The 21,751-nt window shown below is 63.2% G+C and carries 19 protein-coding genes and 1 other RNA gene; 5 read left to right on the top strand and 15 right to left on the bottom strand.

What is annotated here, in order from left to right; translation table 11 throughout:
* Positions 1–2: 2 nt before the first annotated feature.
* The gene (rplM, locus tag BG60_RS05100) at positions 3–431 is read right to left on the bottom strand and encodes a 50S ribosomal protein L13 (protein ID WP_008351572.1); all 429 of its coding nucleotides are present in this window, start codon (positions 429–431) and stop codon (positions 3–5) included.
* A 583-nt stretch (positions 432–1,014) separates the two neighbouring features.
* Between rplM and BG60_RS05095 the strand changes: the two genes are divergently transcribed.
* Positions 1,015–1,437, top strand: a complete 423-nt coding sequence (locus BG60_RS05095; protein WP_014190403.1) for an OsmC family protein — start codon at positions 1,015–1,017, stop codon at positions 1,435–1,437.
* A 66-nt stretch (positions 1,438–1,503) separates the two neighbouring features.
* Here the strand turns inward: BG60_RS05095 and rnpB are convergent.
* The 3 genes from rnpB to pyrC all read right to left on the bottom strand — a co-directional run bounded on the left by rnpB (position 1,504) and on the right by pyrC (position 3,817).
* Positions 1,504–1,916, bottom strand: an RNA gene (gene rnpB / locus BG60_RS36255) — RNase P RNA component class A.
* Between the two features lie 13 nt (positions 1,917–1,929).
* Positions 1,930–2,742 carry a DUF3025 domain-containing protein gene (locus BG60_RS05090; RefSeq protein ID WP_033536582.1) on the bottom strand — a complete coding sequence of 271 codons (813 nt, stop codon included), beginning with the start codon at positions 2,740–2,742 and terminating at the stop codon, positions 1,930–1,932.
* A 10-nt stretch (positions 2,743–2,752) separates the two neighbouring features.
* On the bottom strand, positions 2,753–3,817 hold the full coding sequence (pyrC, locus tag BG60_RS05085; protein ID WP_034470601.1) for a dihydroorotase: 1,065 nt from the start codon (positions 3,815–3,817) through the stop codon (positions 2,753–2,755).
* A gap of 180 nt (positions 3,818–3,997) precedes the next feature.
* Between pyrC and BG60_RS05080 the strand changes: the two genes are divergently transcribed.
* The gene (locus BG60_RS05080) at positions 3,998–4,900 is read left to right on the top strand and encodes a class II glutamine amidotransferase (protein ID WP_075583487.1); all 903 of its coding nucleotides are present in this window, start codon (positions 3,998–4,000) and stop codon (positions 4,898–4,900) included.
* Between the two features lie 50 nt (positions 4,901–4,950).
* Here the strand turns inward: BG60_RS05080 and BG60_RS05075 are convergent, their stop codons facing one another.
* From BG60_RS05075 to BG60_RS05050, 6 genes are all read right to left on the bottom strand, one after another.
* On the bottom strand, positions 4,951–5,676 hold the full coding sequence (locus tag BG60_RS05075) for an amino acid ABC transporter ATP-binding protein (RefSeq protein ID WP_033536539.1): 726 nt from the start codon (positions 5,674–5,676) through the stop codon (positions 4,951–4,953).
* Positions 5,673–6,350: a glutamate/aspartate ABC transporter permease GltK gene (gene gltK / locus BG60_RS05070; protein ID WP_008351586.1), complete on the bottom strand. Its 678-nt coding sequence runs from the start codon at positions 6,348–6,350 to the stop codon at positions 5,673–5,675. The genes BG60_RS05075 and gltK overlap by 4 nt, the downstream gene beginning before the upstream one ends.
* Complete coding sequence (locus BG60_RS05065; RefSeq protein WP_008351587.1) at positions 6,351–7,091, bottom strand: amino acid ABC transporter permease; 741 nt, start codon at positions 7,089–7,091, stop codon at positions 6,351–6,353.
* A 68-nt stretch (positions 7,092–7,159) separates the two neighbouring features.
* Entirely contained in the window at positions 7,160–8,053 is an 894-nt protein-coding gene (locus BG60_RS05060; protein ID WP_008351588.1) for a glutamate/aspartate ABC transporter substrate-binding protein, read from the bottom strand.
* 273 nt (positions 8,054–8,326) lie between these two features.
* Positions 8,327–9,640: a Glu/Leu/Phe/Val family dehydrogenase gene (locus tag BG60_RS05055; RefSeq protein WP_008351589.1), complete on the bottom strand. Its 1,314-nt coding sequence runs from the start codon at positions 9,638–9,640 to the stop codon at positions 8,327–8,329.
* A 108-nt stretch (positions 9,641–9,748) separates the two neighbouring features.
* Entirely contained in the window at positions 9,749–10,720 is a 972-nt protein-coding gene (locus tag BG60_RS05050) for a LysR family transcriptional regulator (protein WP_034470598.1), read from the bottom strand.
* A 275-nt stretch (positions 10,721–10,995) separates the two neighbouring features.
* Here BG60_RS05050 and BG60_RS05045 point away from each other — a divergent pair, with 275 nt between their 5' ends.
* Complete coding sequence (locus BG60_RS05045) at positions 10,996–12,384, top strand: MFS transporter (RefSeq protein WP_034470596.1); 1,389 nt, start codon at positions 10,996–10,998, stop codon at positions 12,382–12,384.
* A 10-nt stretch (positions 12,385–12,394) separates the two neighbouring features.
* Here the strand turns inward: BG60_RS05045 and BG60_RS05040 are convergent, their stop codons facing one another.
* Positions 12,395–14,278, bottom strand: coding sequence for an ABCB family ABC transporter ATP-binding protein/permease (locus BG60_RS05040; RefSeq protein WP_008351592.1), 1,884 nt, complete (start codon positions 14,276–14,278; stop codon positions 12,395–12,397).
* A 237-nt stretch (positions 14,279–14,515) separates the two neighbouring features.
* Between BG60_RS05040 and BG60_RS05035 the strand changes: the two genes are divergently transcribed.
* A complete protein-coding gene (locus BG60_RS05035; RefSeq protein ID WP_008351593.1) occupies positions 14,516–14,911 on the top strand; it encodes an acyl-CoA thioesterase in 396 nt (131 codons plus the stop codon).
* A gap of 10 nt (positions 14,912–14,921) precedes the next feature.
* Here the strand turns inward: BG60_RS05035 and BG60_RS05030 are convergent, their stop codons facing one another.
* Both BG60_RS05030 and BG60_RS05025 read right to left on the bottom strand, forming a co-directional pair.
* Positions 14,922–18,044: a sensor domain-containing protein gene (locus BG60_RS05030; RefSeq protein ID WP_034470593.1), complete on the bottom strand. Its 3,123-nt coding sequence runs from the start codon at positions 18,042–18,044 to the stop codon at positions 14,922–14,924.
* A gap of 176 nt (positions 18,045–18,220) precedes the next feature.
* The gene (locus BG60_RS05025; protein WP_008351596.1) at positions 18,221–18,700 is read right to left on the bottom strand and encodes a nitrate reductase associated protein; all 480 of its coding nucleotides are present in this window, start codon (positions 18,698–18,700) and stop codon (positions 18,221–18,223) included.
* A 190-nt stretch (positions 18,701–18,890) separates the two neighbouring features.
* Between BG60_RS05025 and fdhD the strand changes: the two genes are divergently transcribed.
* The gene (fdhD, locus tag BG60_RS05020) at positions 18,891–19,718 is read left to right on the top strand and encodes a formate dehydrogenase accessory sulfurtransferase FdhD (protein ID WP_034470591.1); all 828 of its coding nucleotides are present in this window, start codon (positions 18,891–18,893) and stop codon (positions 19,716–19,718) included.
* Positions 19,719–19,724: 6 nt separating this feature from the next.
* Here the strand turns inward: fdhD and BG60_RS05015 are convergent, their stop codons facing one another.
* Together BG60_RS05015 and BG60_RS05010 are read right to left on the bottom strand one after the other, a co-directional pair.
* Entirely contained in the window at positions 19,725–20,489 is a 765-nt protein-coding gene (locus BG60_RS05015) for an enoyl-CoA hydratase (protein WP_008351601.1), read from the bottom strand.
* 53 nt (positions 20,490–20,542) lie between these two features.
* A complete protein-coding gene (locus BG60_RS05010) occupies positions 20,543–21,742 on the bottom strand; it encodes an acetyl-CoA C-acyltransferase (protein WP_034470589.1) in 1,200 nt (399 codons plus the stop codon).
* Between the last annotated feature and the right edge of the window lie 9 nt (positions 21,743–21,751).

Raw genomic sequence — 21,751 nt, 5'->3', positions numbered from 1 at the left:
CCTTAGATCTCGAGCGCTTTAGGCTGTTGAGCCGTATGCGGATGCGTTGCTTCGGCGTAGACCTTCAGCTTCTTGATCATCGCGTAGCCGAGCGGACCCTTCGGAAGCATGCCCTTGACAGCCTTCTCGAGCGCGCGGCCCGGGAAACGCTCTTGCATCTTGCCGAACGTCGTTTCGTAGATGCCGCCCGGGTAGCCCGAGTGACGATAGTACTTCTTGTCCGTGGTCTTGTTGCCGGTGACCTTCAACTTGCCGGCATTGACGACGATGATGAAATCACCGGTGTCGACGTGCGGAGTGAATTCAGGCTTGTGCTTGCCGCGAAGACGGCGTGCCACTTCGCTGGCGACACGGCCGAGAACCTTATCCGTCGCGTCAATCACGTACCATTCGCGCGTCACCTCTTCGGCTTTTGCGGAAAACGTCTTCATGATCGATCCAAAAAATTGATCTGCCCTTGAACTGTGTCTTGTTCGGCCCTGCTTATATGAGTGCGCTCAGGTCGAAACCGGGCGCGTGCAGGCTCTCACAAGCCTCTCTCCGCGGGCGTGTGGCGAAGAGAACTTTGAATTATAAAGGGAATTTGGTCGCCGCGTCAAAAGAATGCTTCGACAGGCGCGAGGACGAAAAAAAGCCCGAGCAGCTTGGCTCGGGCTTAATCCACCAAAGGAGGAGGTGGAGGAGACAGAAACGAGTATAGGCACGGTCATGCTGCAAAGCAAGAAGATTTGCATCGTGGAAGATGATTCCATAATCTGGAATCTGAGCACAATGGACATGTCCCCCGAAAGCCCTTTATTTTCAGATGCTTACGGGCCGCGGCTGCCTGGACGCCGTCGCGATGAGCCTTTAGAGCCCGTCCTCGACTGGCGCGCTCACGGCCGGCATCAGAATCGCCGCGCCGATTTACGCTTCGTCAACCGGTAGATGCTCGTAAGCAGCGACCGGTGGAAAAATTCCGAACCGCTACAATGTAGCCTCTGTAACGACGCGCTGAACAGCTGGAGCCTGAGCATGGAATGCAAAGTTAGCTGGATGGGACAAGACGGCATGGCCTTCGCCGCCGAAACGGGAAGCGGCCATCTCGTAAACATGGACGGCGCACCGGAAGGCGGCGGCCGCAATCTCGCGCCGCGCCCGATGGAAATGGTGCTGCTCGGCACCGGCGGATGCACCGCCTACGACGTCGTGATGATCCTGAAAAAGAGCCGTCAGGAAATCCAGGGCTGCTCGGTCACGCTGAAGGCCGACCGCGCGAGCGAAGACCCGAAAGTCTTCACGAAGATCCACTTTCACTTCACCGTGACGGGCAAGAACCTGAACCCGGCGACCGTCGAGCGCGCGATCAACCTGTCGCACGACAAATATTGCTCGGCGTCGATCATGCTGGCGAAATCGGCGGAGCTGACGCATTCGTTCGAGATCGTCGAAGCGTAAGTTTCATCGGAAGCAAAAACGAAAAGAGCCGACGTCGCGAGACGCCGGCTCTTCTCTTTTGAATGACGACAAAGCGGGCCGATAAGCCGGATTCTGTGCACGCGCCGCCCGAAAGCGACGCGCGTGGCAATCATTCCTCTAGACGCGTCATTACTGACGCGCTCAAGCTTCCTACCCGCAGACGAACGGGGGCCCCGTCCTGCATCGCGAAGATGCGCGCCTGCCTATTTGGAATTGCTCCGGGTGGAGGTTACCGTGCCGGAACGTCTCGCGACGTCCGCGGTGCGCTCTTACCGCACCGTTTCACCCTTACCTGATCTCCGGACTTGCGCCCGGAGCCATCGGCGGTTTGCTTTCTGTTGCCCTGTTCCGCGTGTCGCCACGGATGGCCGTTAGCCATCACCCTGCCCTGTGGAGTCCGGACTTTCCTCGCCCTCTTCGGCTTTCACCTTGGAGGCCGCGATTGCCTGGCCCGCTTTGCAACTCGTCATTTTAGCATCCGCGCGATCGGCGGCCCGGTCGAAAGACGGAAACGTCGTCGTAGAAATCGGGCGATGCATTCGCGTCCCACCAGCCCGGCACGCCCAGCACCGGCAGCGGCGCGAACGCGCGGCTGTCGATCGGCGCGGCGTTCAGCCGTTCGGACACGCATCCGTCGATGAACGCGCGGCGCGCGGCATCGTCGAGCGAAAAATAGTCGGCGGGAACATCGACGATCCACGCGTGCCCCGTACACGCCTTGTACGGCGCGACGAGCTTTTCCAGCAACGCGTGCCCGAAAATGCGCGCCTCGCAGCGCGTGCCCCACGCCGCGCGCTCGCCGACGAAGAGCGTGCGCCAGCCGAAACCGCGCAGCGCGCGTCCAAGCGATGCATCGGCGCAGGCGAAGAACACCGCGTTTTCATCGAAGAGCGTGAGCGCGTCGCGCACGCCGCCGCGCGTCGGTCCGATGCCGAGCGTATCGATCTGCTCGGCCTGCCGCGCGTTGAGCGCCGCCTTGATGCGCGGATACGCGAACCACATCGAGGCGTTGAAGAAATCGTGGAGATTGTGGCGCGTCGGCACGCAGCCGGTCTGCGCGATGTGACCTTCGTACGACGCACCCGAAGGCAGCGCTTCCTGCGCGATGAATGCAAGCGGCTTGCCGCGGCCCGTGACCTGCGCGGCGGCCGTGGCGTCGTCGTTCAATGTCGCGAGATAGTTGTCGTAACCCGCGAGCGCCGCCGTCTGCCAGCGCCTGCCGCGCGCTTCGATGGACGCGAGCCAAGGCCGCGCCCAGTCGATATCGGCGAAACCCGCGCTCACGTCGGCGTGCTTACTGCGCGTCCACGAAACGCCAGCCGATCGATTCGCCGCCACGCAGCGGCACGACGGTCGAATCGCCGGCGGTGAATTCGGCGGGCAACGTCCACGTACCGCGCTCGATCGTCACCGATTCCTTGCTGCGCGGCAGACCGTAGAAGTCCGCGCCGTGGAAGCTCGCGAAGCCTTCGAGCTTGTCGAGCGCGCCGGCTTTGTCGAAGGTTTCCGCATAGAGTTCGAGCGCGTGCAGCGCCGTGTAGCAACCCGCGCAACCGCACGCGTGCTCCTTCAAGCCCTTCGGATGCGGCGCGCTGTCCGTGCCGAGGAAAAAGCGCGGATTGCCCGACGTCGCCGCTTCGACGAGCGCCACGCGATGCGTCTCGCGCTTCAGCACCGGCAGGCAGTAGTAATGCGGACGCATGCCGCCGACCAGCATGATGTTGCGGTTGTACAGCAGGTGATGCGCGGTGATCGTCGCGCCGATCTCGCCGTCCGCGTCGCGCACGTAATCGGCGGCGTCCTTCGTCGTGATGTGCTCGAACACGACTTTAAGCGCGGGAAAATCGCGGCGCAGCGGCGTCATCACGCGGTCGATGAACACTTTCTCGCGATCGAACACGTCGATGTCGCTATCGGTCACTTCGCCGTGAGTCAGCAAGGGCATGCCGACTTCCTGCATCGCTTCGAGCGTTTTCGCACATTTGCCGAGCAGATCCGTCACGCCTGCGTCGGAATTGGTCGTCGCGCCCGCCGGATACAGCTTCACGCCATGCACGAAGCCGCTTTCCTTCGCGCGGCGGATTTCGTCGGGCGGCGTGTTGTCGGTGAGATAGAGCGTCATCAACGGCTCGAAGCGCGCGCCCTTCGGAAGCGCCGCCAGAATGCGCTCGCGATAGGCCGCGGCCATTTCCGTCGTCGTCACGGGCGGCTTCAGATTCGGCATGATGATTGCGCGGCCGAACTGGCGCGCCGTGTGCGGCAGGACGGCCGCGAGCGTCGCGCCGTCGCGCACGTGCAGATGCCAGTCGTCGGGACGCGCGATCGTGAGCGAATTGGGCGAGGATGAAGTAGCGGACATGGCGAGATGACGGGGAACGTTGGAATGGCGCAAGTCCACGCAAGGACCGGAAAAAATCGCCGTGGAATTTCCACAACGCGCGCATCGACGAGCGTTTGCGCGTTTTTTTCGATTCGGTCTCGGTGATATGCTTGTCGGACGTATTGTAACAACAGGCCAAAAACCGACCGCCTCAGCATCATGTGCCAACTTCTCGGAATGAACTGCGCCGAACCGACCGACGTGACGTTCTCGTTCACCGGTTTCGCGGCGCGCGGCGGCGTCACCGATCATCATGCCGACGGCTGGGGCATCGCGTTTTTCGAGGACAAGGCCTGCCGGCTTTTCATCGATCATCAGTCGTCCGCCAGTTCGCCGCTCGCGGACATGGTGAAGCGCTATCCGATCAAGTCGAAGAACACGATCGCGCATATCCGCAAGGCGACGCAGGGGCATATCCTGCTCGAGAACTGCCATCCGTTCATGCGCGAACTGTGGGGCCGGCACTGGATCTTCGCGCACAACGGCGACCTCAAAGGCCACGCACCCGAACTCACCGGCGTATATCAGCCGGTCGGCACGACGGACAGCGAGCTTGCCTTCTGCGCGCTGCTGCAAGGCTTGCGGCGCGCGTTTCCGTGCTCGCAGCCGCCGCTCGACGAACTGTTCGACGCGCTCGCCGAACTTACCCGCGACATCACGCAATACGGCGTCTTCAACTTTCTGATGTCGAACGGGCAGGCGCTCTTCTCGCACTGCTCGACGCATTTGTACTACCTGGTGCGTAGCTGGCCGTTCTCGACCGCGCATCTGATCGATGCCGACATGTCGATCGATTTCGCCAAGTACACGACGCCGGAAGACCGCGTCGCCGTGATCGCGACGTCGCCGCTCACCGACAACGAAATCTGGACGCGCTTCGCCCCCGGCGATCTCGCGATGTTCCAGTGCGGCGATCTCGCCCGCGCGACGAATATTCCGGTGCCGGAGGAAGTGGCGAGGAAAGCGGCCGAGCCGCTCGCGAAGGCGTGCATCGGATCCGCGCTGAAGATCGACGAGATACGGACGACAGCGGCGATGGAATCGGAACTCGGGATCGAATAAAAAACGGCGCTTCTTTTCGGAAGCGCCGTTTTGCTTTGCCGAGCCGAGACTCAGTGCAGGATCTTCGCGAGGAAATCCTTCGCACGATCCGACTTCGGATTCGCGAAGAACGCTTCCTTCTGATCGTCCTCGACGATGAGCCCGCGATCCATGAAGATCACGCGATTCGCCACCTTCTTCGCAAAGCCCATTTCGTGCGTCACGCACATCATGGTCATGCCTTCCTGCGCGAGTTCGACCATCACGTCGAGCACTTCGTTGATCATCTCCGGATCGAGCGCGGACGTCGGCTCGTCGAAGAGCATCGCGATCGGGTCCATCGACAGCGCGCGCGCAATCGCCACGCGCTGCTGCTGACCGCCGGACAACTGGCCCGGAAACTTGTCCGCATGCGCGCGCAGGCCGACGCGATCCAGCAGCTTCATGCCCTTCTGCGTGGCTTCGTCGCTCGAACGGCCGAGCACCTTGATCTGCGCGAGCGTCAGGTTCTGCGTGATCGTCAGATGCGGAAACAGCTCGAAGTGCTGGAACACCATGCCGACCTTCGAACGCAGCTTCGACAGATTCGTCTTCTTGTCCGTCAGCGACTGGCCGTTGATCGTGATTTCGCCCTTCTGGAACGGCTCCAGGCCGTTCACGGTCTTGATGAGCGTCGACTTGCCCGAACCCGACGGGCCGCACACCACGACGACCTCGCCCTTCTTCACTTCGGTCGTGCAGTCGGTGAGCACCTGGAACTGCCCGTACCACTTGGAAACATTCTTGATAGAGATCATCTTGCGACCTTTTTCTGAAGACTTTTGACGAGCGCCGACGCCACCACGCAAATCACGAAATAGCACGCGCCCGCGAACAGAACCATTTCGACGGACGTGCCGTCTCGATCCCCGATGTTCGTCGCCGTGCGGAAGAAGTCCGCGAGACTGATGACGTAGACGAGCGACGTATCCTGAAACAGGACGATCGCCTGCGTGAGCAAGAGCGGCACCATCGCGCGGAAGGCCTGCGGCAGCACGACGAGCTTCATCGCCTGGCCGTAGGTCATGCCGAGCGCGAACGCCGCGTTCACCTGACCGCGCGGCACCGCTTGAATGCCGGCGCGGATGATTTCCGAATAGTACGCGGCTTCGAAGAGCGAGAACGCGACCATCGCCGAGGCAAGACGGATGTCGATGTCGGCCGACAGTCCGAGCACGTTTTGCAACAGCTGCGGCACGATCAGGAAGAACCACAGCAGCACCATCACGAGCGGAATCGAGCGGAACAGCGTGACGTACGCGCTCGCGAACCATTGCAGCGGCTTCACGCCCGAAAGGCGGAACAGCGCGAGAATCGTGCCCCAGATGATGCCGACCACGATGGCGAGCACGGTGATCTGCAGCGTGATCTTCGCGCCCGTCATCAGCGTGGGCCACGACGCGAGCACACCGCTCCAGTTGAACTGATGCATTTATTTGCCTCCGATGTAGCCAGGCAACCGCGTCTTCGCCTCGACCCAGCGCATCAGTTGCATCACGACGAGGTTGATGAGCATGTAGGCGATCGTCACCGCGATGAACGATTCATACGTCTGCGCCGTGTAATCGACGAGCTGGCGCGCCTGAGCGGACAGATCCAGCAGACCGATGGTCGACGCGACCGCCGAGTTCTTGAACACGTTGAGGAACTCGGACGTGAGCGGCGGCACGATGATGCGGTACGCGACCGGCATCAGCACGTAGCGATACGTCTGCCATTGCGTGAAGCCCATCGCGAGACCCGCGTTGCGCTGTCCGCGCGGCAGCGCGTTGATGCCCGAGCGCACCTGCTCGCACACGCGTGCGCCGGTGAAAAGCCCGAGACAGATGATCGACGACGAAAAGAACTGCGCGGTGGGCGGCAGTTGCTTGAACCAGTTGCCGATGGAAGGCGGCAGCAATTCCGGTATCACGAGATACCAGACGAAGAACTGCACGATCAGCGGAATGTTGCGGAAGATCGCGACGTAGACGGTGCCGATGCCCGCCAGCGTGCGATTCGGGACCGTGCGCAAGATGCCGAACAACGAGCCGACCACGAGCGCGATCACCCAGGCCGCGAGCGACACGGTGATCGTCACCCAGAAGCCGGAAATCAGCCAGCCGAGATAGGTGGTGGGCTCGCCGGTCGAAACCGGACTCAGCAGGATGCCCCAGTTCCAGTGATAAGACATGGACTCACTCCAAAAAGAAACGGAAGAAGCAAGCTCCTTCCGTTTCGTCTGTTCGATTACCGAACCGGTTAGTCGATTGCCTTGTCATTCGGGCTCTTGTAGAGAGCCTTCATGTCTTCACTTTCGGGGAAGTTGAGGTTGAGACCCTTCGGCGGAATCGGGCTTTCGAACCACTTCTTGTAGATCTTGTCCGCTTCGCCCGAGGTTTCGACCTTGGCGATCGCGTCGTCGACGACCTTCTTGAACTCCGGATCGTTCTTGCGGATCATGCAGCCGTACGCTTCATGCGATTGCGGCGCACCGACGATCACGAAATCGTTCGGGTTGTTCGACTTCGCGCGCTCGCCCGCGAGCAGCGCATCGTCCATCATGAACGCGACGGCGCGGCCGGTCGACAGCGTCAGGAACGACTCGCCGTGATCCTTCGCGCTGATGATGTTCATGCCCATGTTCTTGTCCTGATTCATCTTGCGAAGCAGGCGCTCGGACGTGGTGCCGGCGGTCGTCACGACGGTCTTGCCCTTCAGGTCGGCCCAGTCCTTCACGCCCGAATCCTTCTTGGTCATGAGGCGCGTGCCGATCACGAAGATCGTGTTCGAGAAGGAAACTTGCTGCTGACGCTCGGCGTTGTTCGTCGTCGAGCCGCACTCGATATCGACGGTACCGTTCTGCACGAGCGGAATGCGGTTCTGCGAAGTGATCGGCGTGAGCTTCACCTTCAGGTCGGACATGCCGAGCTTCTGCTTGACCGCGTCCACGACCTTCAGCGCGAACTCATGCGAGTAGCCGACGACTTGCTGCTTGTCGTCATAGTAGGAAAACGGAATGGACGATTCGCGATGCCCCAGCGAGATCACGCCCGTGTCCTTGATTTTCTTCAGCGTGCCGGCGTCTTGAGCGTATGCGCCGGTGGCGAGAAACCCGAGCGCGGCGACGAGCAGCGCAGCCTTTTTAACCTTCATGTGTTCGATCTCCTGTGGCGAAAAACCGGGGCAAGTTTAGCAGGGTAATTATTCTGAAAGAATGATTGTTAACCCACGACCGTCTTATTTCTGAGACGCCGTCGCCGTAAGGGTGCAACCCGGTGCGACCGCGCATATTACTGGCGTTTTTGTGACCATGCTTGACCGAATGCAGCGAGTCGGCCGACTTGTCGCTTTCATGCAAATGCGGGCGGCATTCCGAATGAAATGCCGCCCGCAATCAATTAAAGGGCACGACCGCCTGACACCGAATCAGGGATACAGCCCGCGCATCTCGCGCGCCTGCAGAATGCGCGTACACGCGACGATGAACGCCGCCGTGCGCACCGATACCTTGTGCTCGCTCGCGACCTGCCACACGCCTGCGAACGCTTCGCGCATCACGCGCTCGAGACGCTGATTGATCTCGTCCTCGGTCCAGAAGAAGCTCGAGAAGTCCTGCACCCATTCGAAGTACGACACGGTCACGCCGCCCGCATTCGCGATCACGTCCGGGATCACGAGGATACCCTTGTCGTTGAGGATGTCGTCGGCCGCGGTCGTGGTCGGGCCGTTCGCGCCTTCGACGACGATCTTCGTGCGAATCTTCGACGCGTTCTTCTCGGTGATCTGGTTTTCGAGCGCGGCCGGAATGAGGATGTCGCTTTCGATCATCCAGAATTCTTCCGCCTGTACCGGATCCGCGCCCGCGAAGCCGCCCACGCCGCCGTTCTTCGCGACGTGATCGAGCAGCGCGACGGTATCGATGCCCTTCGAGTTATGAATCGTTCCCGTGTGATCCTGCACGGCGATGACCTTCGCGCCCGCTTCCTGGAACAGCTTGGCCGCGATGCCGCCGACGTTGCCGAAGCCCTGCACCGCGATGCGCGCGCCTTCGATCTCCATGCCGATGCGCCGCGCCGCTTCCGTGCCGACGACGAACACGCCGCGCCCCGTCGCTTCCTTGCGGCCGAGCGAGCCGCCGAGCGAAATCGGCTTGCCGGTCACGACGCCGGTTGCCGTCTGGCCCTGGTTCATGGAGTAGGTGTCCATCATCCACGCCATGATCTGCTCGTTCGTGTTCACGTCCGGCGCGGGAATGTCCGTGTTCGGCCCGATGATGATGCCGATCTCGCTCGTATAGCGACGCGTCACGCGTTCCAGTTCGCCACGCGACAGCGTGCGCGGATCGACACGAATGCCGCCCTTCGCGCCGCCGTACGGCACGTTTACCGCCGCGTTCTTCACCGACATCCACGCGGACAGCGCCATCACTTCGGAGAGCGTCACGTCCTGGTGGTAACGCACGCCACCCTTGCCGGGACCGCGCGACGTGTTGTGCTGCACGCGATAACCCTCGAAATGCGCGACGGTGCCGTTATCCAGCTCGATCGGGCAATCGACGACGAGAATGCGCTTCGGGCGCTTGAGGGTTTCGAGCCAGCGGGAGAGAGAACCGAGATACGGGGCAACGCGATCGACCTGTTGCAGATAGTTTCCCCAGGGACCGAGATCATCGGCATGGAGATACGACGGGATAGCGTGTTTTGCGTCCGGCGCTTGCACAGGTTGCTTCGAGGCAGACATTGATGCTCCAGCGGTGAAGGAATTCGCTCATTGTCGAAAAACGTCGTTTCCAAATCCAATGCCGTTTCCTTATCCCGTCATGCAAAAGTTGCATAACGTCGCCGAGCCTTATGCCGCGGGCTTCTCCGGCTGCGCCTTCAGCAATTCCTCACCGACCGCGTCCCATAGCGCGCGCATCAATGCCTGTCGCGGCTCTTCGCCCTGCGCTGCGAGCTTGTCGCGATAAAGGCGGATTTCCATCGTCAGCGTGAACTGGCCGGCGGGCGTGCCGCGCGTGCCGCGATCGAGGCGCACGAGCCGCCCTTCTTCCACTGCATCCTCGACAGCGCTGTGCGGCAGGAACGCGACGCCATGACCGGCGAGCGCCATCGCTTTCAGACCTTCGGCCATGTCGGTTTCATAGACCTTGTCGAGATAGAGGCGCGTCGGCGCGGTCGCGATGATGACTTCCGTCATGCGCCCGAGGTACGCATTAGGCGTGTACGACAGATACGGCACCGGCGATTCGCCCGTCGCGGGCAGCGTGAAGCGCGCGCGTCCGCCTTTGGTCACGGCGGAAAACGGGCTGATCGGTTCGGCGCCGAGCGTGAGCATGTCGTAGCGCGCGGGATCGAGCGCAACCGGATGACTCGGATGGTGATAGCCCATCACGAGATCGACACCGCCTTCGACGAGCGACAGCACCGCATCGTGCACATTGAGCGCGCGCAGCCGCGTGCGGATGCGTCCGAGCCGCGCCTCGATGTGTTCGAGCCAGCGCGGAAAATACGTGAGCGAAAGCGTGTGCGGCACGGCGAATTCGATGGTCGCCGACGGCACGCCGCCTTGTCCGCGCAATAGCGTGCGCGCTTCGTGGAACTGCGAGAGCATCGCGAGCGCCTGCTCGTAGAACACGTTGCCGGCTTGCGTGAGGCGCGTCGGATACACCGACCGGTCGATGAGTTCCGTGCCGAGCCACGCTTCGAGCGCCTGAATGCGTCGCGAGAACGCGGGCTGCGTGATGTGCCGAAGCTCGGCGGATCGACTGAAGCTGCGCGTCTCCGCGAGCGACACGAAGTCTTCCAGCCATTTCAGTTCCATGCGTTTCTCGGGCGCGCGCGGCGCTTCCTTGGCAAAGAACGCATTCTAGCGGGCGCATGAGCCGTGCGAAGGCGCGGCGCACCATTCGCATGCGGTCACGCACGGACGCGGTGCTGTCGGTTTGCGGGACGCGGAACCTCACGCGTGCTCTGATCCCTCGCCGACCCTTGCGCTACCCGGCGCATCGGTAAATATGCATTCCATTGGCATGATGCTTGCAATTTTCGGGGCCGTCGCGTGCTCATTCGGCAGTACGCGCATATACGGAACCCGCAATGTCCAATCTGATCGCATCGCTCAAGAGCGGCAACTGGCGCTCGCTCCTCGCCTGCTTCCTCTACTTCGATACGGGCTTTACCGTCTGGGTACTGTATGGGCCGCTCGCGCCGTTCATCGGACGCGACGTGACGATGTCCGCCGCGCAGCAAGGCTTTCTCGTCGCGGTGCCGGTGCTGGCCGCCGCCATTCTGCGCGTGACGCTCGGCAACCTCTATCAATCGACCGATGGACGGCGCGTCGCGCTGATGGGCGTCCTGCTCTCGTCGATTCCGTCGATCGTGCTGCCGCTCATGCCCGGCGTGCCGTCGTATGCGGTGTTGCTTGTGCTCGGCGTGTTCCTCGGCATGGGCGGCGCGAGCTTCGCCGTCGCGTTGCCGATGGCTGGCAGCAACTATCCGCCGAAGGTGCAGGGCCTCGTGCTCGGACTCGCCGCGGCAGGCAACATCGGCGCGGTGCTCGACGGCTTCCTGTTCCCGCATCTCGCCGATGCCTTCGGCTGGCAGATGTCGACCGCCGCCGCGCTGCCGCTGCTCGCGATTACGGGCGTCGCGCTCTTCGCATGGGCGTCCGATGCCGGCGTGAAAACCGGCAGCACGATGCGCGCGCTGTCGAGCTTCGCGGTGACGCTCGTGAGCCTGATCGTGCTGGTGCTCGCGGTCAACGCGGGCGTGTTCGGCGGCGGCAAGGCGGGCGTGCTGCTCTTGCCGGTGATCGGCGCGCTCATTGCGATCGCGGTGCTGCCGCGGCATTATCGGTCGGTGCTCGGCGAGCGCGATACGTGGGTCATCATGCTCATTTACAGCATCACGTTCGGCGGTTTCGTCGGCATGTCGTCGTATGTGACGCTGCTGCTTACCTCGCTTTATCAGATGCCGAAGCTCGAAGCCGGCCTCTTCATGTCGCTGCTCGCGTTTCTCGGCGCGATCGTGCGTCCGTTCGGCGGTTATGTCGCCGATCGCGTGACCGGCGTGCGTGCGCTGCTCGTGCTGCTCGCGGCCATCGCCATCGGCGACTTCGCGTTCGCGATCTGGATGCCGCCGGTCGCGGGCGGTCTCGCGATTCTCATCTGCCTGTATATCGCGTTCGGCCTGGGCAACGGCTCGACGTTCCAGCTCGTCCCGCATCGCTGGAAGGGCAAGACGGGATTGCTGTCGGGAATCGTCGGCGCAGCGGGCGGTATCGGCGGGTTCTATCTGCCGGTCATCATGGGCATCGCGAAGGAAAGCACGGGCAGCTATCAAATGGGCTTCGCCACGTTCGGCGTGCTCGCAACGTGCGCGTTCGGCGCGCTCTTCGCGCTGCGCGGTCAGTGGCTGCGCTGGTCGTCGACGGCTTCGCAATCGCACGATGGCGTCGCCATCGGCGGCGCGCACGCGATGGAGTGAGGACAGCGCGTCATTCGCCCAGTGTCGCCAGCGCCGCCTCTCCTTCGCCGGAGCTGGCGGCGCGCTGTTGCTGAAGCGCCCACATCTGCGCGAACAGCCCGCCCGCACGCAGCAACTCCGCATGCGTGCCGCGCTCGACGATGCGCCCGTGATCCATCACGATGATCTGCTGCGCATGCACGACCGTCGATAGCCGATGCGCGATGATGAGGGTCGTCCGCTCGCGCGCGATCGAGTCGAGTTCGTGCTGAATCGCGCGCTCGGACTTCGAATCGAGCGCGGACGTGGCTTCGTCGAAGATCAAAATCGGCGGATTCTTGAGCAGCGTGCGCGCGATCGCGACGCGCTGCTTCTCGCCACCCGACAGCTTCAATCCACGCTCGCCGACGGCCGTGTCATAGCCCGCTGGCAACGCCTCGATGAAATCGTGAATATGCGCCGCGCGCGCCGCCGCGATCACTTCGTCGCGGCTCGCCGAAGGACGCCCGTACGCGATGTTGTAATAGATCGAATCGTTGAAGAGCACGGTGTCCTGCGGCACGATGCCGATCGCCGCGCGCAACGAATCCTGTGTGACGTCGCGAATGTCCTGCCCGTCGATGCGAATGCTGCCGCCCTGCGCGCGATCGAGATCGTAGAAGCGAAAGAGCAGCCGGCCGAGCGTCGATTTGCCCGAGCCGCTGTGTCCGACGACCGCCGTCGTCGTGCCCGCGGGAATCGTGAAATCGACGCCATGCAGGATCGGCCGCGCCTTCTCATACGCGAAGCTCACGTTCTCGAAGCGCACTTCGCCGCCGCGCACGGCAAGCGCGGGCGCGTTCGGCGCATCGGGCACTTCGCGGCCCGCGCCGAGCAGCGTGAACATGCGATCCATGTCGGTCAGCGCCTGCTTGAGTTCGCGATACACGACGCCGAGAAAATTCAGCGGAATGTACAACTGCAGCATGAAGGTGTTGATGAGCACGAGATCGCCGAGCGTCAGACGCCCCGCCATCACGCCCTGCGTCGCGCGCCAGAGGATGAAAACGAGCCCCACGCCGATGATCGTCTGCTGCCCGAAGTTCAGCATCGACAGCGAGCGCTGCGACTTGATCGCGGCCGCGCGATAGCGCTGAAGATTTTCATCGTAACGGCGCGTTTCCCACTCTTCGTTGCCGAAGTATTTCACGGTCTCGTAGTTGAGCAGCGAATCGATCGCGCGCGAATTCGCTTTCGAATCGAGATCGTTCATCGTGCGGCGAAAGTGCGTGCGCCACTCCGTCACCTTCACCGTGAACACGATATACGTGACGAGCGCAATGAACGTGACGATCGCGTAATACGCCTCGTACTTCGTCACGAAGAACGCGAGCACGAGTCCGACCTCGACGAGCGTCGGCAGAATGCTGTAGAGCGAATACGAAACGAGCTGCTGGATGCCGCGCGTGCCGCGTTCGATATCGCGCGACATGCCGCCCGTCTGTCGCTCCAGATGAAAGCGCAGCGACAGCGAATGCAGATGCCGGAACACTTGCAGCGCGAGTTGCCGCACGGCGCTTTCCGTGACCTTGGCGAAGAGCAGTTCGCGCAACTCGGTGAAGAGCGACGTAGAAAGCCGCGCGGCCGCATACGCGACGACGAGCAGCCCGATTCCGCCGATCAGCACGATGCCCGGCGAATCGTTCGCGCGTCCGAGCGCGGTGAGATGCTGCACGGAAGCGAGGCCGTCGACGATGCGCTTCATCACGATCGGCACGCCGAGGTTCGCGACCTTCGCGCCGATGAGGCACGTCAGCGCGAACGCGACGCGCCATTTGTACGTCGTGAGATAAGGCAGCAGCGAGCGGATCGTCTGCCAGTCGTTGCGCGGGCCTTGCTGCGCGGGCCCGGGCTCTGCGTTCGGGAAGCGGCGCATGAGTTCGTATCGTTCGAGCGCGTCGCGCGAATGGAGTCGGGCGCGGCGTGGGGAAGGTTTTTATCGTCGAAACGGGCGCAACTTCGTCTGGATGCTTTCCCGTACAATTTGCTGCAAGCCCTGGCGCGACGTCGCGCGCAATCGGGCTCATTCATAAATAGGCATTGTCGCAGAAGGTTCAAGAGGCCGCTCACGCGCGCCAGCCTTCGCGCCGCCTTGCAAACCGGAACGCCTCCCATGACCGACCATCCCAATCTTCCTGAGAAACACGTCGCGCTGCGCGTCGTGCCGCAGCCCGCCGACGCCAACGTCCACGGCGACGTGTTCGGCGGATGGATCATGGCGCAGGTCGATATCGCCGGCTCCATTCCGGCGAGCCGCCGCGCGAACGGCCGCGTCGCGACCGTCGCCGTGAATTCGTTCCTGTTCAAGCACCCGGTTTTCGTCGGCGATCTGCTGAGCTTTTACGCCGACATCGTCAAGACGGGCAACACGTCCATCACGGTGTCGGTCGAAGTCTGGGCGCAGCGCATGAGCCTCGCCGAAGAAGTCGTCAAGGTGACGGAAGCGACGCTCACCTACGTCGCGACTGACCGCGATCGCCGCCCGCGCGTGCTGCCGTCGCTGGACTGATAAGAATCGATCAGTGGGGCAGCACGCCCTGCTGCAAAAGGCCCGGAATCGCCTCGTGCGGCATCGGGCGCGAGAAAAGGTAGCCCTGCATTTCGTCGCAATCGCGCTCGCGCAGGAAATCGTGCTGCGCGTGCGTTTCGACGCCCTCCGCGATCACCTGCATCTCGAGCGAATGCGCGAGCGCGATGATCGCCGACGTGATGGTTTCATCGTCGCCCGACGAGCCGATATCCGCGACGAACGAGCGATCGATCTTCAGCCGATGCACCGGAAAGCGCTTGAGATACGACAGGCTCGAATAGCCGGTGCCGAAGTCGTCGATTGCAATACCGATGCCGAGCGCCGATAGCTCCGAGAGCATCGTGATCGCTTCCTCGGCGTTGCGCATGATCGCGCTTTCGGTGAGTTCGAGTTCGAGATAGCGCGGCGCAAGGCCCGTCTCTTCGAGCACCGAAGTCACGAGCCGGGCGATGTCGCGCTGCTGGAAATGCCGCGCCGACAAGTTCACCGACACGCGCGCCGGCGGCAGCCCCGCATCCTGCCACGCCTTGTTCTGCCGGCACGCTTCGCGCAGCACCCATTCGGAAAGCGGTCCGATCAGCCCGCTCTCCTCCGCCACCGGAATGAACGACGCCGGCGACACGAGCCCTTGCTCGGGGTCGCGCCAGCGCACGAGCGCTTCGATGCCGACGATCTGACGCGTCGACATGTCGACCTGCGGCTGATAGTGCAGCAGGAATTCGCCGTCGCGCAGCGCGCGCCGCAAGCGCCGTTCGAGATTCATGCGCGCGCCGACGCTCGCGTTCATCTCCGGCTGATAAAACTGATAGTTGTTGCGGCCCATGTCCTTCGCGCGATACATCGCGAGGTCGGCCTTCTTCATCACGGTTTCGGCGTCGTCGCCGTCTTGCGGATAAAGACTCGCGCCCATGCTGCAGCCGACATACAGCTCGGTGTCGTCGATCCACACCGGTTCGGAGATCGCCGCGCGCGTGCGCTCCATCCACACGATGAGACCGGCTTCGTCGGTGATGTCCGGCAGCACGACGACGAACTCGTCGCCGCCGTGACGCGCGACCGTATCGCTCGTACGCGCCGAGCGCGCGAGCCGCTCCGCGATCACCGCAAGCAGACGGTCGCCGACGCTGTGGCCGAGACTGTCGTTGACGTTCTTGAAGCCGTCGAGATCCATGAACACGACTGCGATCTTCGCATCGCGCCGCCGCGCCGTTTCTATCGCGTGCTGCAGGCGATCTTTCAGCAGATTGCGATTCGGCAGGCGCGTGAGCGTGTCGTAATTCGCCTGATATTCGAGCTCTTCCTGATAGCGCATCAGATCGGTCACGTCGTTGATGATGCCGATGTGATGCGTGGTCATGCCCTGCGCGTTCGGCACCGGCGCGACGAAGAGCTGGTTCCAGAAGAGCGCGCCGTCCTTGCGATAGTTGCGCACGACGACGCTCGCTTCCATGTTCGCATCGAGGGCGCGGCGGATCGACGTGAGCCCTTCCTGATCTCCGTCCGGGCCGTGCAAAAAGCGGCAATCCTGGCCGATGACCTCGCTCGGGTCATAACCCGTGATGCGCTTGAACGCCGGATTCGCATACTCGATCACATTCGCGCCATCGACGACGCCGGTGATCAGAATCGCGTTCACGCTCGCGTCCAGCGCGCGGCTTTGCAGACGCAGCGCGAGTTCGGCGCGCTTGTGATCGGTGACGTCGTGATACGAACCGAGCACGCCGATGGTCTGCCCTTCGCCGTCGAGCAACGGCAGCTTGCTCGAAACGACGGTGCGCAACTGGTCGCCCATCACGATGTCGCGCTCGTGATGCATCTTCGGCACGGTCGTGACGATGACCTCTTCGTCGTCCGCGCGCACCAGATCCGCGAGCGCGCTCCACGGCAAGTCGAAATCCGTCTTGCCGATGACCTGCTCGTTGTACGCGAGACCCGCATCGCGCGCGAACGCATTGTTGCAGCCGAGATAGCGCAGCTCGCGGTCCTTCCAGAACACGCGCTGCGGAATGTTGTCGATGACCGCTTCGAGCATCTCGTTCGAGCGGCGCGCTTCGGCTTCCGCGTTGATGCGGTCGGTCACGTCGTTCGCCAGCATGAAGATGCCCGGCCGGCTCGAGTAGATGAGCGAGTGATGCGACACGTCCGCGCCCACGATCGATCCGTCCTTGCAGCGATAGCGCCAGACGCCCGCCGAACCTCGTCCCGACTGAGCGCGCTCGCCCCGCTCGCCGCCTTCGCCGCCGCTGCGCGCAAGACGCGCGGCGAAGCTGTCGAAGTCGTCCGCATGATGCAGATCGCGCAGCGTCATGTCCATGAACTCCGGCTCGTTGAAGCCGAAGTGTTCGATCGCGGCCTGATTCACGGCAACGAAGCGCATCGTCTCGCTATCGACGATCCACATCGGCACCGGATGCGCCTCGAACATGCCGCGAAAGCGCTCGTTGCTGCGCTGTCGCGCGCGCGCCGCGCCGAGCTTCTCGCGCGATTGCCGCTCGCGACTCGCGAAGAGCCAGATCAGCACGGCGCTGCCCGCGAGCATCGTGAAGACGAGCAGCAGCATGGCGCCGCTCGACGCCCGCGCGGACTGATCGAGCGCGCCGATCGTCGCGTTGTCGATGCGCGAGCGCACCGCCGCGAGCTCGTCGTCGACGCCTTGCTGATCCTCGCCGAGCGTAACGAACGCCGCATCGGCCCATGCGCGGGACGCGTCGGGGCTCGCGTTCTTCGCGCGCTCGAAGGCGACGTCGGCGTCGTGCCGCATGACGGCGGCGCGGGCGGCGAGCGCATCGAATGCGCCCATCATGCCGGGCTCCATTTCGAACTGCGCGCGCAGGCCGCTTTCGAGCGCGTCGAGATGCGCCACGCGTTCCTGATGGCCCGCTGCGGTTTCCGCGATGCCGGTGGCTTCGAAGCGGCTCAGTTGCGTCAGCGATTCGCCGAGCGTGCTGCGATAGTTCGCGAGGTCGCGCAGCAGGCTCATCGAGCGCAAGGTGCGCGCGTCGCTTTCACGCAGACCGCCGATCCGCTCGCAGGCGACGAACGCGTTGGCGCCGAGCGCGGCCAGCACGACGGCAATGTTGACGAGCAAACCTCTGGAGAGGAATCGAGTCATGAAGAGCGGGCTAATCCCTTTGATGCGCGCACATCGAACGCAATGCGCGGCGTGGCGAACGGCTCCACGCCCGATTAATGGATAACGTCCATTAACGGCGCATCTCGCCCGACATTTAGGGCTCACCCGCAAATAATCTGATTAAAGCGGCTGCTTAACGTTTGCGAGCCGCGTGCTCACTCCGTGAGACCGAACTCTTTCATCGCGGGCAGGAAATCGTGATTGACCTTGTCCGTGTTGCGCGAGAGTTTCGCGAGCGCGTAACGCTGGAAACGATCGAGTTGGCCCCAGCGATCGAGACTCGGCGCGCTGATCCCGGAGAGGCTGCTTTGACGGATCACGGTTTCCGGCACGGCATCGGCGTGCATCCACACCGGATCGGGGTCGCGTTCGATCTTTTCGGGCGCGGCATTGGCGTGCGTCTTCAGCATCTCTTCAAGCGCGAGGTCGAAGTTCTTCTCGAGCTCGGCCTCTTCTTCGATCGGAAAGCGCGCCAGCAACGCGCGATCTTCGTAAGGAAGCTGCTGCCATTGGTCAAGCGAGATGCGCATGCCGAAGCGGTCGAGATTGAAGCGCACGGCAAGCGGAATGAAGCGCAGATTGTCAGAGGATTCGACTTCGAATCCGAAGAGACGCGCGGCGTCGTAAAGTCCCATAGCGAAGCCTCGTTGGATTGAAGCGGGCGGCGCGGCGCGCGATGCCCGCTTAAGTTATTGTAGGGCCTTGGATCTGGCTGGAACCATTGCAATCTAGCCGCTGTTCGCGTCGCGATGCGTGCGGACAGCAACTTTTGGCAGCAAGTCACATACCCGACTTTACTCGAAGTGAGCGGTCAGGAGCATTGAAGTGGAACAACTCGAAACCGACGACCAACCCGGCTTCGTCGAGCGCCAGGTGCGCAGGCATCGCAAGAACGAAGTTGCGATCGCCGCTGACAACGTCGGTCAGGAATGGCCCGTCGCGCTGGTTTTCAACGGCATTTCGCACGCGGTGATGATGTGCACGCCACGCGATCTCGAAGCGTTCGCAGTGGGCTTCTCGATGACGGAAGGCATAGTTGAGCGCGGCAGCGATATCCACGATATCGAGGTTTATTTGCGGGATGACGGCGTCGCGTTGCCGCATGCGGAAGTGCATCTGCAGGTCGTGCAGCGGGCTTTCGCGTCGCTGAAGGACAAGCGGCGCGCGCTCGCCGGGCGCACCGGATGCGGCGTGTGCGGCATCGAAAGCATCGACTTGCTCGATCTTCAGCCGGAACGCGTGCCGGAGACCGGCTTTCTGAATCGTCTCGCGCCCGATGCGATCGAACGCGCCGCGCGCGAATTGCCCGCGCATCAGCAATTGACGAAGCTGACGGGCGGTCTGCACGCCGCCGCGTGGTGCGACGAAAACGGCGCAGTGCGCTACGCCTTCGAGGACGTCGGGCGGCATAACGCGCTCGACAAGCTCATCGGCCAGTTGATCCTGCGCCGCGAGGACACGACGCAAGGTTTCGTGTTCCTGTCGAGCCGCGCGAGCTATGAACTCGTGCGCAAATCGGCGCGCGTCGGCGTGCCGATGATCGCGACGATTTCCGCGCCGACCTCGCTCGCCATTTCGATCGCGATGCAGGCGGGCCTGCGGCTCGTCAGCTTCGCGCGCGAGAACAGCTTCGTCGAATACGATGTCGAGTGAAGCGCGCTATTCGAACTTGCTGAAGTCCGGCTTGCGCTTCTCGAAGAACGCCTGAAACGCCTCGCGCGCTTCGGGCGCGACGAGCATCCGCGAGAAATGCGCGGCTTCGTCTTCCATGCGCGCGGTCACTTCGTGCGCGTGCGCGCCTTTCATCAGCGACTTGGTCACGCGCAGCGACGACGCCGGCAAGAGCGCGAGCCGCTTCGCCTTGTCGAACGCGTAGGCGTCGAGTTCGGCGGCATCGATCGCGCCGTTGAGGAAGCCCATGCCGATCGCTTCGTTCACGTCGAACGCTTCGCCCAGCAAGAGCTTTTCCGCCGCGCGCTGATAACCCGCCGTGCGCGGCAGCAGCAGGCTCGACGCCGCTTCCGGACACAGCCCCAGTTGCGAAAACGGCAGCGAGAACTTCGCGTTCGGGCTCGCGTAGACGATGTCGCAATGCAGGAGCATCGTCGTGCCGATGCCGACCGCCGTGCCCGCGACCGCCGCGACGATCGGCTTCGGAAAGCCGGCGATGCGCCGCAGGAACTGGAAGACGGGCGCGTCGAGTCCCTTCGGCGGATCGTTCAGGAAGTCATCGAGGTCGTTGCCGGCGGAGAACGTCGTGCCGTTCGCGCGGATCAGCACCGCGCGCACGGTCGGGTCCATCTCGGCTTCGTAGAGGCCGTCGGCCATTTCCTGATACATCGCCGCGGTGATCGCGTTCTTCTTTTCCGGACGATTGAGCACGATGCTCAGCACGCCGTCCGCGCGTTCGATCTGAATCTCCATCCGCTGTCTCCTTTGTCGGCCCGCGAGCTTTCGGCACTCGCGGACCGTTTGCATCAAAGCCGCTCGATGATGCCCGCCGCGCCCATGCCGGTGCCGACGCACATCGTCACCATGCCGTACTTCAGGTTGCGGCGACGCAGGCCGTGCACGACCGTCGACGCGCGGATCGCGCCCGTCGCGCCGAGCGGATGGCCGAGCGCGATCGCGCCGCCGAGCGGATTGACCTTGGACGTATCGAGTCCGAGATCGCCGATCACCGCGAGCGCCTGCGCCGCGAACGCTTCGTTCAGCTCGATCCAGTCGAGATCGTCCTGCTTCAGGCCCGCCGCCTTCAACGCGGCCGGAATCGCTTCCTTCGGCCCGATGCCCATGATCTCGGGCGGCACGCCGCGCACCGCGAAGCTCACGAAGCGCGCGAGCGGCGTGAGGTTGAACTGCTTCAGGATCTTTTCCGACACGACGATCAGCGCGCCGGCGCCGTCCGACGTCTGCGAGCTGTTGCCCGCCGTCACCGAGCCTTTGTTCGCGAACACGGGACGCAGCTTCGCGAGACCTTCGACCGACGTATCCGCGCGCGGACCTTCGTCGAGCGCGATCTCGCGCGCGTTCACGCGAACTTCGCCCGATGCGAGATCGGGGAAGCGCTCGTTCAACGTGTATGCGGCGATTTCATCGGCGAATTCGCCCGCTTGCTGCGCGGCCAACGCCTTGCGATGCGACTCCGCGGCGAACGCGTCCTGCGCCTCGCGGCTCACCTTCCAGCGTTCCGCGACGCGCTCCGCCGTCAGCCCCATGCCGTACGCGATGCCGACATCTTCGTTGCGATCGAAGATATGCGGCGACAGCGAAGGCTTGTTGCCCATCATCGGCACCATGCTCATCGACTCGCAGCCGCCGGCGATCATCGCATCGGCTTCGCCGACGCGGATGCGGTCCGCCGCCATCGCGAGCGCCGTCAGGCCCGACGCGCAGAAGCGGTTCACCGTGACGCCGCCGACGGTGTTCGGCAAGCCCGCGAGCAACGCGCCCATGCGCGCGACGTTCAGTCCTTGCTCGGCCTCGGGAATCGCGCAGCCGACGATCGCGTCCTCGATCACGTTCGTATCGAGCCCCGGCACCTGCGCGACGGCCGACCTGATCGCGTGGACGAGCAGCTCGTCCGGGCGCGTGTTCCTGAACACGCCGCGCGGCGCCTTGCCGATCGGCGTGCGGCTCGCGGCGACGATGTATGCGTCTTGAAGTTGTTTGCTCATCTTATGCAG

Origin of the sequence: Caballeronia zhejiangensis (assembly GCF_000698575.1) — a bacterium.
Taxonomy (GTDB): Bacteria; Pseudomonadota; Gammaproteobacteria; order Burkholderiales; family Burkholderiaceae; genus Caballeronia; species Caballeronia zhejiangensis.
This window is presented reverse-complemented; position numbering and strand designations above follow the sequence as displayed.

Excerpts from the sequence above, each read along its gene's own strand:
- rplM (WP_008351572.1), bottom strand. The coding sequence starts at position 431 with ATGAAGACGTTTTCCGCAAAAGCCGAAGAGGTGACGCGCGAATGGTAC.
- BG60_RS05095 (WP_014190403.1), top strand. The coding sequence starts at position 1,015 with ATGGAATGCAAAGTTAGCTGGATGGGACAAGACGGCATGGCCTTCGCC.
- pyrC (WP_034470601.1), bottom strand. The coding sequence starts at position 3,817 with ATGTCCGCTACTTCATCCTCGCCCAATTCGCTCACGATCGCGCGTCCC.
- BG60_RS05080 (WP_075583487.1), top strand. The coding sequence starts at position 3,998 with ATGTGCCAACTTCTCGGAATGAACTGCGCCGAACCGACCGACGTGACG.
- BG60_RS05075 (WP_033536539.1), bottom strand. The coding sequence starts at position 5,676 with ATGATCTCTATCAAGAATGTTTCCAAGTGGTACGGGCAGTTCCAGGTG.
- gltK (WP_008351586.1), bottom strand. The coding sequence starts at position 6,350 with ATGCATCAGTTCAACTGGAGCGGTGTGCTCGCGTCGTGGCCCACGCTG.
- BG60_RS05065 (WP_008351587.1), bottom strand. The coding sequence starts at position 7,091 with ATGTCTTATCACTGGAACTGGGGCATCCTGCTGAGTCCGGTTTCGACC.
- BG60_RS05060 (WP_008351588.1), bottom strand. The coding sequence starts at position 8,053 with ATGAAGGTTAAAAAGGCTGCGCTGCTCGTCGCCGCGCTCGGGTTTCTC.
- BG60_RS05055 (WP_008351589.1), bottom strand. The coding sequence starts at position 9,640 with ATGTCTGCCTCGAAGCAACCTGTGCAAGCGCCGGACGCAAAACACGCT.
- BG60_RS05050 (WP_034470598.1), bottom strand. The coding sequence starts at position 10,720 with ATGGAACTGAAATGGCTGGAAGACTTCGTGTCGCTCGCGGAGACGCGC.
- BG60_RS05045 (WP_034470596.1), top strand. The coding sequence starts at position 10,996 with ATGTCCAATCTGATCGCATCGCTCAAGAGCGGCAACTGGCGCTCGCTC.
- BG60_RS05040 (WP_008351592.1), bottom strand. The coding sequence starts at position 14,278 with ATGCGCCGCTTCCCGAACGCAGAGCCCGGGCCCGCGCAGCAAGGCCCG.
- BG60_RS05035 (WP_008351593.1), top strand. The coding sequence starts at position 14,516 with ATGACCGACCATCCCAATCTTCCTGAGAAACACGTCGCGCTGCGCGTC.
- BG60_RS05030 (WP_034470593.1), bottom strand. The coding sequence starts at position 18,044 with ATGACTCGATTCCTCTCCAGAGGTTTGCTCGTCAACATTGCCGTCGTG.
- BG60_RS05025 (WP_008351596.1), bottom strand. The coding sequence starts at position 18,700 with ATGGGACTTTACGACGCCGCGCGTCTCTTCGGATTCGAAGTCGAATCC.
- BG60_RS05015 (WP_008351601.1), bottom strand. The coding sequence starts at position 20,489 with ATGGAGATTCAGATCGAACGCGCGGACGGCGTGCTGAGCATCGTGCTC.
- BG60_RS05010 (WP_034470589.1), bottom strand. The coding sequence starts at position 21,742 with ATGAGCAAACAACTTCAAGACGCATACATCGTCGCCGCGAGCCGCACG.